Here is a 13,964-nt window from a genome sequence, read left to right as displayed (position 1 = left end):
TTTGCGCGACGATGGCCTGCGCGTCGGGATCGGGCAAGCCTGACGCGGCGGAAAAACCGGGTCCGCCAGTGAACCCGATCCAAGTCCGGGGGTTGAGATCATGATCTTCGTTGCAAAGGAGAATGCGTGCCGATGCAGCCGCTGGCCCTGTCCCTTCCCGTTCTGACCCCGGACACCGCCCTGTTCCTGGATTTCGACGGCTGCCTGGTGGACATCGCACCCCGCCCGGACGCGGTGGTGATCCCGCCGGGCCTGCCGGAACGGCTGGCGCGCCTGCACGATGCCCTGAGTGGGGCCGTGGCGCTGATCTCGGGGCGGGATGTCGCGGATCTGCGCCGTCACCTGCCTGATTTTCCCGGTGCCATCGCGGGCAGCCACGGGGCGGAACTGGCGCTGTCGGGCCAGGTGATCGAGACCACGCATCAGGCCGATCTGGACCCGGACGCGCTGCACCGGGCGGCGGCCGGTGCGGTGGCGGATCATCCCGCGATCCTGGTCGAACGCAAGCCGCATGGCGTGGCGCTGCATTACCGCGCCGACCCGTCCCTGCGCCCGGTGGTCGAGGAGGTGATGGCCCGGCTTGCCGATGCGAACCCGGATCTGGTCCTGCAACCGGCCAAGATGGCCATGGAATTGCGCCCGGCAGGCAGCGGCAAGGACGGTGCCCTGGACCGGCTGCTGGCGATGGCCCCCTTTGCGGGCCGTGTCCCCGTCTATGCGGGCGACGACCTGACGGACGAGGTGGCGATGGCCCGTGCCCAGGCCTTGGGCGGGCAGGGGATCAAGATCGGCGCCGGCGAAACCGTCGCCCGCCATCGCCTGCCCGATCCCGCCGCGCTTGCCCGCTGGCTGGACGACGCGCTGGAGGGGTTGCGCTGATGTCGCGTCTGGTCGTCATATCGAACCGCATTCCGCTGGGCGACAGTCCGTCCGGCGGGCTTGTCGTCGCCCTGGAAGACGCCTTGCGCACATCCGGCGGGCTGTGGGTCGGCTTCTCGGGCGAGACGGTGGAGGACCCCTGCGAAGAATTGGCCTTTCATGAAGGGGCGGCTTTCCAGCGCGCCTCGTTCGACCTGACGGTGCAGGATCACGACGACTATTATCTTGGCTATTCCAATTCCGTTCTTTGGCCGGTCTGTCATGGCCGGCCGGACCTGATGCGGATCCTGCCGGAATATCTGGAAGGTTATCGCCGGGTGAACGAACGCATCGCCCGGCTGCTGGTGCCGCATCTGCGGCCGGATGACCAGATCTGGGTGCAGGACTATCAATTGTTCCCGCTGGCCCAGGAACTGCGCAAGCTGGGGGTGCAGGGTCCGATCGGTCATTTCCTGCACATCCCCTTTCCCGGACCCGCCGATTGCGCCACCCTGCCCAATCCGGCCGAACTGTTCGAATGGCTGTCCCATTACGATCTGGTGGGCTTTCAGGCGCAGCGCGACCTGGATCGCTTCGCGACAAGCGCCCGCAGCCTGGCGGATGCCGAACAGCTGTCCGACACGGATTTCCACATCGCCGGGCGCCCCCTTCGCGCGGGCGTCTTTCCCATCGGCATCGACGCGGCGGCCTTTGTCGCCGAGGCAGGCAGCGCCCGAGAGGAAGACCGGATGCGCAGCCTGACGGGCGCCTTGTCCATGATCGGCGTGGACCGGCTGGATTATTCCAAGGGCATCCCGCAGCGGTTCCGGGCCTTCCAGTATCTGCTGGAGAACGATCCCTCGCTGACGGAAAAGGTGATGCTGCTGCAGATCGCCCCGCCCACGCGCGAATCCGTGGACGCCTATCAGCAGATCCGCGAGGAAACGGAACATCTGGCAGGCCGCATCAACGGCCAGTTCGCCACGGTCAACTGGACGCCGATCCGCTTCATCCACCGCCCGATCCCGCGGAACGAACTGGCGGGCCTTTACCGCCAGGCGCGGGTGGGCCTGGTCACGCCTCTGGCCGACGGGATGAACCTGGTCGCCAAGGAATATGTCGCGGCCCAGGATCCCGAAGATCCCGGCGTCCTGATCCTGTCGCGCTTTGCCGGCGCGGCCGAGGTGATGGAGGATGCCCTGATCATCAACCCCCACGATCCGGGGGAACTGGCCCAGGCGATGCAGCAGGCGATCGACATGCCCCTGGAGGAACGCCGCGCCCGCCATTCGGCCCTGCTGCAAGGGGTGATGGATCAGGATGTCGGCTGGTGGTCGGCGGCCTATCTGGACGCGCTGTCCCAGGTCCGAAGCTGACATTCAATCCAGGATCGGCCTCTTGAGCTTTCGCCGGGCAGGATCAGCCGGTGCCGCGACCCTGATCCGCAGCCTTGCGCACCTTGGCGATGCGTGCGGCCATGGCCTGTGCCTTGCGCCGGTGATAGCGGCGCACGACCGGGATCGTCAGGTAATAGGACAGCACGGCGGCGATCCCGCCCAGGACCGCGCCGCCAACCGCATAGGGCAGGAAGATCTCTTGCCAGAACTCGGAAAGCCCGCTCCAACTTGTCGGACCGGGGCCCACGGCGGACATGACGTTGTGCCAGGTTTCCGCCGTGGCACGGGCGAATTCGCGAAAGATCACCTGCGGCGACATGTCGCCCGGCAGGCCCAGCAGCGTCCGCCCCAACCCGACCGCGCCAAGCGCGATAAAGGGCGTGGTCAGCGGATTGCCCGCGAAGGTGCCGACAAAGGCCGCCAGCACGTTGCCCCGGATGGCCAGCGACAAAAGCGCGGCGACGATGAAGTGAAAGCCGTGCAGCGGGGTGAAGGACAGGAACACCCCCGCCGCCATGCCGCGCGCGATGCGATGCGGCTGATCCGGCAGGCGCCGCAACCGATACCACAGATAGGTGGTGGACCGGCGAAACCCGCCCGGCGGATAGACGAATTCGCTGGCCAGTTGCCCGTATGTGCGCGGCTTGCTGCGCTTGAACACGGTTTCGTTCCCTTATGTCTTAACGCGACATCCGTTCAGGGCTTCTTCGCGATGTCACGGATACGAGCAACCTGCGCGACATCGCTTTCGGCTTCAAGCGCGGTCAGAAGGTTGTGCAGATGTTCCTGGTCGCGCAATTCGACCTCGACCTCGATGCGGTAGAAGTCGGGCTTGCGGTCCAGGAATTCAAGGTTCGAGATATTGGCCCCCTGCGCGCCGATCAGGCTGCAGATGCGGCCCAGCACCCCGGCATCGTGGCGGATCGTCAGGTGCAGCACGGTCGAATAGACCGCCGGGTGCCTGCCCGCGCGCCATTGCACATCGACCCAGCGGTCGGGGCTGTCCTCGTATTCGGCCAGGACCGGGCAGTCGATGGCATGGATCACCACGCCCTTGCCGCGATAGGTGATGCCGACGATCCGTTCGCCGGGCAGCGGACGGCAGCAGGGCGCACGCTTGAAATCGGCATCGGCCTCGACCCCGGCGAAGGGGCGGGTGCCGTCGATCTCGTCCTGGTGGGCAGCCAGGTCGGGATACAGGACCTGCAGCACCTCCTTGGCCGAGTTTTCCGCACTGCCGATGCGGGCCAGCAATTCGTCGCCGTCGGCCAGGCCCATCTGCTTGGCGGCGGTGCGCAGCGCCTTGTCGGTGACCTTGCGGCCGACATGTTCGAAGCTGACGCGCACCAGTTCCCGGCCCAGGCGGATGAAGCGGTCGCGGTCCTCCTCGCGCAGGGACCGGCGGATGGCGGACTTGGCGCGGCCGGTGGCGACGATGTCCAGCCAGGTCGATTGCGGGCGCTGCCCCGAGGCGGCGATGATATCGACCGACTGGCCGTTCTTCAGCCGCGTCCATAAGGGCACGCGGATCCCGTCCACCTTGGCGCCGACGCAGGAATTGCCCAGCCGCGTATGGATCGCATAGGCGAAGTCGATGGGCGTCGCCCCCTTGGGAAGCTGGATCACGTCGCCCTTGGGCGTGAAGCAGAAGACCTGGTCCTGGTACATCTCCAGCTTGACGGCTTCCAGGAACTCGTTGTGGTCCTCGCCCTCCAGCCGGTCGGTCAGGGCGTCGATCCATTCGGCGGGATCGACCGCGAAGGGGTTCTTGGTGCGCACCCCGTCGCGATAGGCCCAATGCGCGGCAACCCCGGCCTCGGCCACCTCGTGCATCTGCCGGGTGCGGATCTGGACCTCGACCCGCTTGCCGTCGCGGCCCGATACGGTGGTATGGATGGACCGATAGCCGTTGGACTTGGGCTGGCTGATATAGTCCTTGAACCGCCCCGGCACGGCGCGCCACCGCTGGTGGATCACCCCAAGCGCGCGATAGCAGTCCATGTCGGACCGGGTGATGATGCGGAAGCCATAGATGTCGGACAGCCGGGAAAACGCCAACTGCTTTTCCTGCATCTTGCGCCAAACGGAAAAGGGCTTCTTGGCGCGGCCGAAGACATCGGCCTCGATCCCCTCTCGTTCCAGTTCGACGCGGATGTCGGCGGTGATCGCCCCGATGATGTCGCCGCTGTCCTTTTGCAGGCTGACGAAGCGGCGGATGATGGAATTGCGCGCCTCGGGGTTGATGACCTTGAAGGCAAGGTCTTCCAGTTCCTCGCGCATCCACTGCATCCCCATGCGCCCGGCCAGGGGCGCGAAGATGTCCATGGTCTCGCGCGCCTTCTTGACCTGCTTTTCGGGGCGCATGGACCGGATGGTGCGCATGTTGTGCAGCCGGTCGGCCAGCTTGACCAGGATCACGCGCAGGTCGCGCGACATGGCCATGAACAGCTTGCGGAAATTCTCGGCCTGTTTGGACTGCGCCGAGGACAGTTCCAGGTTGGTCAGCTTGGTGACGCCATCGACCAGATCGGCGATCTCGGGGCCGAAGGCGGCCGTCAGGTCTTCCTTGGTCGAGCGGGTATCCTCGACCGTGTCGTGCAGAAGGGCGGTGACGATGGTCGCATCGTCCAGCCGCATTTCCGTCAGGATGGCGGCGACGGCGATGGGATGGGTGAAGTAAGGCTCGCCCGAATGGCGGAACTGCCCTTCATGCATCCGCATCCCGTATTCATAGGCATCGCGGATCAGGCGGGCATTGCTGCGCGGGTTATAGTTGCGGACAAGCGCGATAAGGTCTTCGACGTCGATCATTCTTGGCCGAAGACCCCTGTTCGTGTCGCCTTAACGCTGGTTCGCTTCCAGCATCATGCGCAGCATCCGTTCCTCGGATTCCTCGTCGGCGGGCTTGGGCCGATCCACCTCGGCGCCCAGCAGCAGGGCCATGGCGTCTTCTTCCGGCTCATCGACCTCGATCTGGGTCTGGGTCGATTCGATCATCCGTTCGCGCAGGTCGTCCACGGGCTGCGTTTCCTCGGCGATCTCGCGCAGGGCGACGACGGGGTTCTTGTCGTTGTCGCGGTCCACCGTGGGCGGGCTGCCGGCGGTGATTTCACGCGCACGATGCGAGGCAAGCATCACCAGATCAAAGCGGTTCGGGACTTTGTCAACGCAGTCTTCAACCGTTACTCGGGCCATGTCTCACCTGTGCAGTTGCGAATCGGATATCCGGGCGGAAACCGAGGTTGTGAACGTCATGGCTGGAATTGTCAAGAACAGACAAGCCCGCCGCCCGGCGGCAGCGGTGTCATGCCCGACATGGCATCGGGTCCAAGCGCAGCCAGCATCCGCGACACGCCTAGTCCCGTCAAGGGGTGGCGCCAGCCGGGGGCGATTTCCGCCAGGGGCGCCAGGACGAAGCCGCGATCCTGCATCCGGGGATGGGGCAGGATCAACCTTTCGGGGGCCAGGGTCTGCTGGTCGGCCGCGCCAAGCCCCATCCAGTGCCGCACCGTTTCGGGATCCGGCAGGATCAGGCCGTCAAGCGCGATCAGATCCAGATCCAGCACCCGCGCCGACCAGCGGCCGGTGCTGCGGTCGCGGCCGAACCGGGCCTCGATCCCGTGCAGGCGGTCCAGAAGGCTGGCCGCCTCCAGTCCCGTGCGGATGGCGGCAACGGCATTGGCGTAATCTGGGCCGGATCCCGCCGGGACGGCGGGGGTCCGCCAGATGCGGCTGATGGCCGCTATTGAAATGTTCGGTTCAGCATGCAGAATGTTCAGGGCTTCGCGGAGAGATCGTGCGGGATCGCCTGCGGCGGACGGCAGGTTCGCGCCCAGGGAAACGATACCGAAAGACAAGTTTTCCATGAAGCCCCTTTGTTCTATGAAGTCCTGTGTTTAACACGCGTGTGCAAGGTTGCGCGCCCGTCGGACCGCGCAGTCCCATTGAAGGCAAGTACTATGTTTTACAAGGACGATCGCCTGGCGATCTTCATCGACGGAGCCAACCTTTACGCTTCGGCGAAGGCTCTGGGCTTCGACATCGACTACAAGCTGCTGCGGCAGGAATTCGACCGGCGCGGCAAGCTGATGCGCGCCTATTACTATACCGCCCTGATGGAGGGCGAGGATTATTCCCCCATCCGCCCGCTGGTGGATTGGCTGCACTACAACGGCTATTGCGTGGTCACGAAGCCCGCGAAGGAATATACCGACACGCTGGGCCGCCGGAAGGTCAAGGGCAACATGGACATCGAACTGACCATCGACGCCATGCAGCTTGCCCCCCGGCTGGACCATGCCGTGCTGTTTTCGGGCGACGGCGACTTCAAGCCCCTGATCGAGGCCTTGCAGCGCCAGGGGGTCCGCGTGTCCGTGGTATCCACCATCCGCAGCCAGCCGCCGATGATCGCCGACGACCTGCGCCGGCAGGCCGACAACTTCATCGAACTGGACGCCCTGCGCGACATCGTGGGGCGGCCGCCGCGGGATCAGCAGGCGTCGTCGGAAGGCTAAGGCATGTCCCGGCCCCGCACGGGGCCGGGCAACGGGATCAGACCAGCCGCCCTTCTTCCATCGCGGCCCGTACGAAGCCCGCAAACAGCGGCGCAGGCTCGAAGGGCTTCGACTTCAGTTCAGGATGGGATTGCACGCCGATGAACCAGGGGTGGTCGGGATATTCGATCACCTCGGGCAGCTTGCCGTCGGGGGACATGCCCGAGAAGCACAGGCCCGCCTGTTCAAGCGCTTCGCGATAGGTGGCGTCCACCTCATAGCGGTGGCGGTGGCGATCCTCGATCTCCGTGGCGCCGCCATAGACTTCGCTGATCTTCGAATTGGGCGTCAGGATGGCGGTATAGGCGCCCAGCCGCATGGTGCCGCCCTTGTCGTCGGTCACCTTGCGCTGCACGGTGTAGTTGCCCTGCACCCATTCCTTGAGGTGATAGACGACGGGGGTGAAGCGCGTCTTGCCCGCCTCGTGGTCGAATTCCTCGGAGCCCGCATCGGGCATTCCGGCCAGGTTGCGCGCGGCCTCGATCACGGCCATCTGCATCCCCAGGCAGATACCCAGATAGGGCACCTTCTTTTCCCGCGCGTATCTGGCGGCGGCCAGCATCCCCTCGGTCCCGCGTTCGCCGAAGCCGCCGGGCACGATGATGCCGTGGTATCCGTCCAGAAGATGCGCGCCTTCGCCTTCCAGCTTCTCGCTGTCCACCCAGTCGGCCTTGACGCGGACGCGGTTGGCCATGCCGCCATGGGTCAGGGCCTCGGCGATGGATTTATAGGCATCCTCAAGCTGGGTGTATTTCCCGACCACGGCGATGTTCACCTGGCCCTCGGCATTCTCCAGCCGGTCCATCACGTCCTCCCACTTGGACAGGTCGGGACGCGGGGCGGGGCTGATGGCGAAGGCGTCCAGCACGGCGCGATCCAGGCCCGCGCGGTGATAGGCCAGCGGCGCCTCGTAGATGGTCTTCAGGTCATAGGCGGGGATCACGGCGTCGGGGCGGACATTGCAGAACAGCGCGATCTTGGCGCGTTCCTTTTCCGGGATCGGGTGTTCGGACCGGCAGACCAGCACGTCGGGGGCAAGGCCGATGGATTGCAGTTCCTTGACGCTGTGCTGGGTGGGCTTGGTCTTCAACTCGCCGCTGGCCGCCAGATAGGGCAGCAGCGTCAGGTGCATCAGGATGCACTGGCCGCGCGGGCGTTCGTGGATGAACTGGCGGATCGCCTCGAAGAAGGGCAGGCCCTCGATGTCGCCGACCGTGCCGCCGATCTCGCACAGCATGAAATCGACCTCGTCATCGCCGACGGACAGGAAGTCCTTGATCTCGTTCGTGACGTGGGGGATCACCTGGATGGTCTTGCCCAGGTATTCGCCCCGGCGTTCCCGTTCCAGCACGTTGGAATAGATGCGTCCCGAAGACACGCTGTCGGTGCGGCGCGCGCTGACGCCGGTGAAGCGTTCGTAATGGCCCAGGTCCAGGTCGGTTTCCGCGCCGTCGTCGGTCACGAAGACCTCGCCATGTTCAAAGGGCGACATGGTGCCGGGATCGACGTTCAGATAGGGGTCCAGCTTGCGCAGCCGCACCGTGAAGCCCCGTGCCTGCAGCAGCGCGCCCAATGCCGCCGATGCCAAGCCCTTGCCGAGCGAGGACACGACGCCGCCGGTGATGAAGATGTAACGCGCCATGAAGGCCCCCGTGATTCCTGAAAGCGTGATTTCGCAAGTTCAAAATGGTTGCGGGTCCTGCGACCTGCATCACGGGACCCGAGATATAGCCGATTCGCCCCGTGGTCGCAAGGAACCGCAAGTTGATGTGGGGGCGGGATCACCCGCCCCTAGTTGTGGTGTGACTTAGTTCGCCGGGGCTTGGGCCGGGGCGGCGGGCGCCGGGGTCGCAGGGGCCTCGGGCTGGGCCGGGGTGGCGGCCTGCGGTTCTGCGGGCGGGGTCGCTCCGGGTTCGGCGGGTGCCGGGGTCGCAGGCTCGGCCGCAGGCGGGGCCACGGGCTCGACCGCCGGTGCCGCAGCCTCGGGCGCGGCGGTGTCCGCCGCAGGCGCATCGGGCGCGGGCGGGGTCAGGGGATCGCCGCCGGTCGTGGAGGAGGGCGGCGGAACATAGGCCGGGGCCGCCGGCAGCGTGGATTCCTGGCGGCTTGCAGGCACGCCCAGCTGGTCCATGATCGAGCTGTTGGACACCTGCCGCGCGGCGATGATGGTCAGCGCGATCGAGGTCACGAACAGCGCGATGCCGAAGATCCAGGTCAGCCGGGTCAGGGCGTTCGCGGCCTGCCGGCCGGTCATCACGCCGCCGCCACCGCCGCCCATGCCAAGCCCGCCACCCTCGGACCGTTGCAGCAGCACCACGCCGGTGAGCAGCACGGCAAGGATCAGATGGATGGTCAGGACGACGTTTTCCACGGCTTTCGGCCTTTCGCTTTCGGACGCGCCTATCTAGTCATCCGGGCAGATGTTGGCAAGCAGAGTAAACCCATGCCCGCGCTGATGATCCAGGGCACCGGATCGAATGTCGGAAAGTCGCTGCTGGTGGCGGGCCTGTGCCGCGCCGCGCGCAACCGGGGCCTGTCGGTCGCGCCCTTCAAGCCGCAGAACATGTCGAACAACGCAGCCGTCACCGCCGATGGCGGGGAAATCGGCCGGGCGCAGGCGCTTCAGGCCCGCGCCTGCGGGTTGGAACCGCTGGCCGACATGAACCCGGTGCTGCTGAAGCCCGAGACCGATACCGGCGCGCAGGTGATCCTGCAGGGCCGCGCCATCGCGCGCGCCGAGGCGCGAGATTATGCGACGCTGCGTCCCCGGTTGCTGGCGGGCGTGCTGGACAGCTTCGCCCGCCTCTCCGCCGCCCATGACCTGGTGATCGTCGAAGGCGCGGGCAGCCCGGCCGAGGTGAACCTGCGCCCCCGCGACATCGCCAACATGGGCTTCGCGCGGGCAGCAGGGGTGCCGGTGGTGCTGGCGGGCGATATCGACCGGGGCGGGGTGATCGCCCAGATCGTGGGCACGCAGGCGGTGATCGACCCGGCCGACGCTGCGATGATCCGGGGCTTTCTGGTCAACAAGTTCCGGGGCGACCTGCGCTTGTTCGATGACGGCTACCGGATGATCGAGGGGGCGACCGGCTGGCGGGGCTTTGGCGTTTTGCCCTGGTTCGCGGACGCGCACCGCCTGCCGTCCGAGGATGCGGTGGATCTGCGAGCCTCGGCCGGGCAGGGGCTGCATGTGGTCTGCCTGTGCCTGTCGCGGATCGCCAATTTCGACGACCTGGATCCGCTGGCGGCGGAACCCGGGGTGCGCCTGACCATGCTGGGTCCGGGCCGGGCGATTCCCGGCGATGCCGACGTGGTGGTGATCCCCGGCACGAAATCGACGCTGGGGGATCTTGCCTTCCTGCGCGCGCAGGGCTGGGACATCGACCTTGCCGCCCATGTGCGGCGGGGCGGGCATGTGCTGGGCCTCTGCGGCGGCTTCCAGATGCTGGGGCGGGTGGTCCGCGATCCCTTGGGCCACGATGGCAGGGCCGGAGAGGTCGCGGGGCTTGGCCTGCTGGACGTTGAAACGGTCATGGCGCCCGACAAGCGGCTGGAACGCGTGACCGGGACCGCGCTGGGACAGACCGTTACCGGATACGAGATCCACATGGGCCGCACCACCGGCCCCGATTGCGCGCGGCCCTTTGCCCATGTTCCCGGCCCCGACGGCGCTGTCAGCCGCGACGGGCGGATCATGGGCACCTATCTGCACGGGCTGTTTTCCGACGACGGCTTCCGGGCCGCCTGGCTGGCGCGGCTGGGGGTGGCTTCGCAGCCCGGATACGAGGCGGGGGTGGATCGGGTGCTGGACGATCTGGCCGACCACCTCGAGGCGCATCTGGACGTGGCGGGACTGCTGTCGGTGGCCGGTTTGTGACGGGCTTGACGCTGGACGAAGCGGCCCCGGCGCGCTACCTCGGGGGGATGGAACACGCAAAGCCCCCCCTGATGCTGTATCTTGCCGCCCCGCGCGGTTTTTGCGCGGGCGTGGACCGCGCGATCAAGATCGTGGAACTGGCGCTGCAGAAATGGGGCGCCCCCGTCTATGTCCGGCACGAGATCGTCCACAACAAGTTCGTGGTGGACGGGTTGCGCGACCAGGGCGCGGTCTTTGTCGAGGAACTGGACGACGTGCCCGACGACCGCCCGGTGGTCTTTTCCGCCCATGGCGTGCCCAAGGCCGTGCCTGCCGAGGCGCGGCGGCGCAACATGATCCATGTGGACGCGACCTGCCCGCTGGTCACCAAGGTCCACAACGAGGCCGCGCGCCACCACGCCGAAGGCCTGCAGATGGTGATGATCGGCCATGCCGGCCACCCCGAGGTCCTGGGCACCATGGGCCAGTTGCCCGAGGGCGAGGTGATCCTGGTCGAGACGGTCGAGGATGTGGCGCGGATCACGCCCCGCGATCCCGAACGGCTGGCCTTCATCACCCAGACCACCCTGTCGGTCGATGACACGGCGGAAATCGTGGCCGCCTTGCAGGCGCGGTTTCCGGCCATTGCGGGTCCGGCAAAGGAAGACATCTGCTATGCCACCACCAACCGGCAGGCGGCGGTCAAGGCGATTGCGCACAAGATCGACGCGCTTTTGGTGATCGGCGCGCCGAATTCGTCCAATTCCAAGCGCCTGGTCGAGGTCGGTCGGGCGGCGGGCTGCGCCTATTCGCAGCTTGTGATGCGCGCCGACCAGATCGACTGGCGCGCCATCGACGGGGCCACCGCCGTGGGCGTCACCGCAGGGGCAAGCGCCCCCGAGGTGCTGGTGAACGAGGTGATCGACGCCTTCCGCGCCCGCTATGACGTGACGGTCGAGATCGTCGAGACCGCGCAGGAGAATGTGGAATTCAAGGTGCCGAAGGTCTTGCGGGAAACCGCCTGAGGCACGCATGCGCCGGGGGCGCTTCGCCCCCCCGGACCCCCCGAGGATATTTGGACACAAGAGATGCCAGGGATGCGGCTTTATTCCATGCCTTCGTCAGGCAACAGCTACAAGGTGCGGCTGCTGCTGGCGCTGTTGGGGCGGACGGTCGAAACGGTTGACGTCGAATACATGACCGAGGCGCTGCAGGGGGCCAAGGCCTCGGGGCGGCTGCCCTTCGGCAAGGCACCGGTGCTGGAACTGGATGACGGGCGGCTGCTGCCCGAATCGAATGCGATCCTGTGCTGGCTGGGCGAGGGGACGGGCTTCGTGCCCGCCGATCCCTTCGCGCGGGCCGAGATGCTGTCCTGGATGTTCTGGGAACAGAACCAGCACGAAGGGGTGATTGCCGTGCGCGCCGCCTTGCGGACCTATCCCCATCGCCGCGCCCAGGCCACACCCGAGCGGATGGAGGCGCTGCTGGACGGCGGCCACGCGCTGCTGCAGGTGATGGAGGACCGCCTGGCAGGGCGCGACTGGCTGGTGGGCGATGCGGCCAGCCTGGCCGATCTGTGCCTTTACGCCTATACCCACACGGCGGGCGAACGGGGTGGCTTCGACATGGCGCGTTTTCCCGCCGTCAACGCATGGCTGGCCCGCGTGGCGGCCCTTCCGGGATATGTGGGGTTGGATGGCTGAGCTTTTCGCCTGGACCGACGGCGCCTGCAGCGGCAATCCCGGCCCCGGCGGCTGGGGCGTTCTGATGCGCGCCATGGATGGCGGCAGGATCGTCAAGGAACGCGAGCTTGCCGGGGGCGAGGCGCTGACCACCAACAACCGGATGGAACTGATGGCCGCGATTTCCGCGCTCGAGGTGCTGGCGCGGCCAAGCACGATCACCATCACCACCGACAGCGCCTATGTGAAGAACGGCGTGACCCAGTGGATCCACGGCTGGAAGCGGAACGGCTGGAAGACCGCCGATCGCAAGCCCGTCAAGAACGCCGAATTGTGGCAGCGCCTGGACGAGGCGCAGCGCCGCCACACCGTCACCTGGGCCTGGATCAAGGGCCATGCTGGCCATCCCGAAAACGAGCGCGCCGACGAACTGGCGCGGGGCGGCATGGCGCCCTTCAAGCCCGCCAGGGCTGCCGGGTGACGCCGGGCGTCCTGATCCCGCTGCTGGATTACGCGGCGGTTCTGGTCTTTGCCCTGACGGGCGCCCTGGTCGCCAGCCGGGCGCAGCTGGATCTGGTGGGCTTCATCTTCTTCGCCACCCTGACCGGGATCGGTGGCGGCACGGTGCGCGACCTGGTCCTGAACCGCGACACGGTCTTCTGGGTGGGCCAGCCGGAACTGATCCTGCTGACCTCAGGCGCGGCGGTGCTGGTCTTCTTCACCGCGCATCTGTTCGAAAGCCGCTATCGCCTGATCGTCTGGCTGGATGCATTCGCCCTGGCCGTGGCCGTCCCGGCAGGCGCGGGGGCTGCCCTTGCAATGGGCGTCAGCCCGGTCGTCGTGGTGGCGATGGGCGTGGTCACCGGCACCTTCGGCGGGCTGATCCGCGACGTGGTGGGCAACGAACTGCCCATGGTCCTGAGGCAGGGAGAGCTTTACGTCACTGCGGCCTTTGGCGGCGCGGTCGTCGCCGTGGCGCTGATCGGCGTGGGGATGCCCCGGCCGATGGCGCTGATCTTCTGCGGGCTTGTGGTCATGGCCCTGCGCGCGGGCAGCCTGCTGCTGGGGTGGAGCCTGCCCACCTATCGCGCGCGCCCGCCCCGGACGGACAGGAACAACCGCTAGCGCAGGACGGGCGGGCCCATCCGGCGTTCGCGCAGATCCTCGACCCCCATGCGCAGGCCGGCGCCGATCCGATGCGCCAGGGCCGACCAGGCCCGCGCCGGACCGGGCGGCAGGCTGCGGCGCAGGGTTTCGTCGAACAGCGCCAGCCAGATCGGGAAGTGATCGGCCCGCACGTCGCCCGCCTGCATGTGGACGCGCATCGGATTGCCGTCATAGCTGCGTTCGTAAAGGATCGCGTTGCGCCAGAAAGCGGCGATCCTGGCCTCATGCGCGGGCCAGTCGGTCACATAGCGGGCAAAGACCGGGCCCAGGACCTCGTGCCGGCGGACGGCGCCATAGAAGACGGCGACGACGCGGTCGATCTGGTCGGGGGTGACGTCGAAGCGGGGCGGGATCATGGCGGCGGGTCCGTTGGTCAGGCCCTTCATGTGGCGTGGCGCGCGGCCTGGCGCAAGGCGCGGTTTGACCCGGCGGGCGGTGGCTGCTACCCGCG

15 protein-coding genes are annotated in these 13,964 nt (G+C 67.1%); 8 read left to right on the top strand and 7 right to left on the bottom strand.

Annotation, left to right across the window (positions count from 1 at the left end; translation table 11 throughout):
• The first annotated feature begins 132 nt into the window (after positions 1 to 132).
• Positions 133 to 879 (top strand): trehalose-phosphatase, encoded by a 747-nt coding sequence (gene otsB / locus CK944_RS04740; RefSeq protein WP_103171884.1) that lies wholly within the window; start codon positions 133 to 135, stop codon positions 877 to 879.
• Positions 879 to 2,234: a trehalose-6-phosphate synthase gene (locus CK944_RS04735; protein ID WP_103171883.1), complete on the top strand. Its 1,356-nt coding sequence runs from the start codon at positions 879 to 881 to the stop codon at positions 2,232 to 2,234. The genes otsB and CK944_RS04735 overlap by 1 nt, the downstream gene beginning before the upstream one ends.
• A gap of 43 nt (positions 2,235 to 2,277) precedes the next feature.
• Here the strand turns inward: CK944_RS04735 and CK944_RS04730 are convergent, their stop codons facing one another.
• The 4 genes from CK944_RS04730 to folK all read right to left on the bottom strand — a co-directional run bounded on the left by CK944_RS04730 (position 2,278) and on the right by folK (position 6,121).
• On the bottom strand, positions 2,278 to 2,916 hold the full coding sequence (locus CK944_RS04730; RefSeq protein ID WP_103171882.1) for a DUF2062 domain-containing protein: 639 nt from the start codon (positions 2,914 to 2,916) through the stop codon (positions 2,278 to 2,280).
• A gap of 35 nt (positions 2,917 to 2,951) precedes the next feature.
• Positions 2,952 to 5,066 carry a bifunctional (p)ppGpp synthetase/guanosine-3',5'-bis(diphosphate) 3'-pyrophosphohydrolase gene (locus CK944_RS04725; protein WP_103171881.1) on the bottom strand — a complete coding sequence of 705 codons (2,115 nt, stop codon included), beginning with the start codon at positions 5,064 to 5,066 and terminating at the stop codon, positions 2,952 to 2,954.
• A gap of 30 nt (positions 5,067 to 5,096) precedes the next feature.
• Complete coding sequence (rpoZ, locus tag CK944_RS04720) at positions 5,097 to 5,450, bottom strand: DNA-directed RNA polymerase subunit omega (protein WP_103171880.1); 354 nt, start codon at positions 5,448 to 5,450, stop codon at positions 5,097 to 5,099.
• Between the two features lie 71 nt (positions 5,451 to 5,521).
• Positions 5,522 to 6,121 (bottom strand): 2-amino-4-hydroxy-6-hydroxymethyldihydropteridine diphosphokinase, encoded by a 600-nt coding sequence (folK, locus tag CK944_RS04715; RefSeq protein ID WP_103171879.1) that lies wholly within the window; start codon positions 6,119 to 6,121, stop codon positions 5,522 to 5,524.
• Between the two features lie 93 nt (positions 6,122 to 6,214).
• On the opposite strand from folK, the gene CK944_RS04710 reads away from it, so the two are divergent.
• Positions 6,215 to 6,769, top strand: a complete 555-nt coding sequence (locus CK944_RS04710) for an NYN domain-containing protein (RefSeq protein ID WP_103171878.1) — start codon at positions 6,215 to 6,217, stop codon at positions 6,767 to 6,769.
• A 37-nt stretch (positions 6,770 to 6,806) separates the two neighbouring features.
• Here the strand turns inward: CK944_RS04710 and CK944_RS04705 are convergent, their stop codons facing one another.
• Positions 6,807 to 8,450 carry a CTP synthase gene (locus CK944_RS04705; RefSeq protein ID WP_103171877.1) on the bottom strand — a complete coding sequence of 548 codons (1,644 nt, stop codon included), beginning with the start codon at positions 8,448 to 8,450 and terminating at the stop codon, positions 6,807 to 6,809.
• A 165-nt stretch (positions 8,451 to 8,615) separates the two neighbouring features.
• A complete protein-coding gene (gene secG, locus CK944_RS04700; RefSeq protein ID WP_103171876.1) occupies positions 8,616 to 9,179 on the bottom strand; it encodes a preprotein translocase subunit SecG in 564 nt (187 codons plus the stop codon).
• Between the two features lie 72 nt (positions 9,180 to 9,251).
• Between secG and CK944_RS04695 the strand changes: the two genes are divergently transcribed.
• The 5 genes from CK944_RS04695 to CK944_RS04675 all read left to right on the top strand — a co-directional run bounded on the left by CK944_RS04695 (position 9,252) and on the right by CK944_RS04675 (position 13,471).
• On the top strand, positions 9,252 to 10,685 hold the full coding sequence (locus CK944_RS04695; protein WP_103171875.1) for a cobyric acid synthase: 1,434 nt from the start codon (positions 9,252 to 9,254) through the stop codon (positions 10,683 to 10,685).
• A gap of 47 nt (positions 10,686 to 10,732) precedes the next feature.
• Positions 10,733 to 11,689, top strand: a complete 957-nt coding sequence (ispH, locus tag CK944_RS04690; RefSeq protein ID WP_103171874.1) for a 4-hydroxy-3-methylbut-2-enyl diphosphate reductase — start codon at positions 10,733 to 10,735, stop codon at positions 11,687 to 11,689.
• Between the two features lie 72 nt (positions 11,690 to 11,761).
• Positions 11,762 to 12,367, top strand: coding sequence for a glutathione S-transferase family protein (locus CK944_RS04685; protein WP_103171873.1), 606 nt, complete (start codon positions 11,762 to 11,764; stop codon positions 12,365 to 12,367).
• The gene (gene rnhA / locus CK944_RS04680) at positions 12,360 to 12,827 is read left to right on the top strand and encodes a ribonuclease HI (protein ID WP_103171933.1); all 468 of its coding nucleotides are present in this window, start codon (positions 12,360 to 12,362) and stop codon (positions 12,825 to 12,827) included. The genes CK944_RS04685 and rnhA overlap by 8 nt, the downstream gene beginning before the upstream one ends.
• The gene (locus tag CK944_RS04675) at positions 12,824 to 13,471 is read left to right on the top strand and encodes a trimeric intracellular cation channel family protein (RefSeq protein ID WP_103171872.1); all 648 of its coding nucleotides are present in this window, start codon (positions 12,824 to 12,826) and stop codon (positions 13,469 to 13,471) included. Before rnhA ends, CK944_RS04675 begins: the two co-directional genes overlap by 4 nt.
• Here the strand turns inward: CK944_RS04675 and CK944_RS04670 are convergent.
• Positions 13,468 to 13,899 (bottom strand): group III truncated hemoglobin, encoded by a 432-nt coding sequence (locus tag CK944_RS04670; protein WP_239985959.1) that lies wholly within the window; start codon positions 13,897 to 13,899, stop codon positions 13,468 to 13,470. The genes CK944_RS04675 and CK944_RS04670 overlap by 4 nt on opposite strands.
• Positions 13,900 to 13,964 lie beyond the last annotated feature (65 nt).

Source organism: Paracoccus sp. SY (assembly GCF_002901215.1).
Taxonomy (GTDB): Bacteria; Pseudomonadota; Alphaproteobacteria; order Rhodobacterales; family Rhodobacteraceae; genus Paracoccus; species Paracoccus acridae.
Note: the sequence above shows the minus strand (reverse complement) of the source record. Positions and strands in the feature narration are given on the sequence as shown.